Genomic DNA, 214 nt, shown 5'->3' on the forward strand with positions numbered 1-214 from the left:
CCGTGACCGTTGCCGGCGACGACAACATCACCACCGAAGCCCAAGACGATAAAGTGACCGTTAAGCTGAAAAAAGACCTGGTAGTGAACAGCGTCGAAGCCGGCGACACCACCGTGAACAACGACGGCGTTAAGATCGCAGGCGGTCCTAGCCTGACCAAGTCCGGTATCGATGCCGCCGGCAAGAAGGTTACCAACGTAGCCGACGGCGACCT

General features: G+C 58.4%; 1 protein-coding gene. It reads left to right on the top strand.

The genetic code is table 11. The features are described from left to right. A partial coding sequence (locus ACTHTU_RS11475; protein WP_440362622.1) for a hypothetical protein occupies positions 1-214 on the top strand: 214 nt, incomplete at both ends.

It is taken from the genome of Neisseria sp. P0020.S005, from assembly GCF_051957055.1.
Classification (GTDB): domain Bacteria; phylum Pseudomonadota; class Gammaproteobacteria; order Burkholderiales; family Neisseriaceae; genus Neisseria; species Neisseria subflava_A.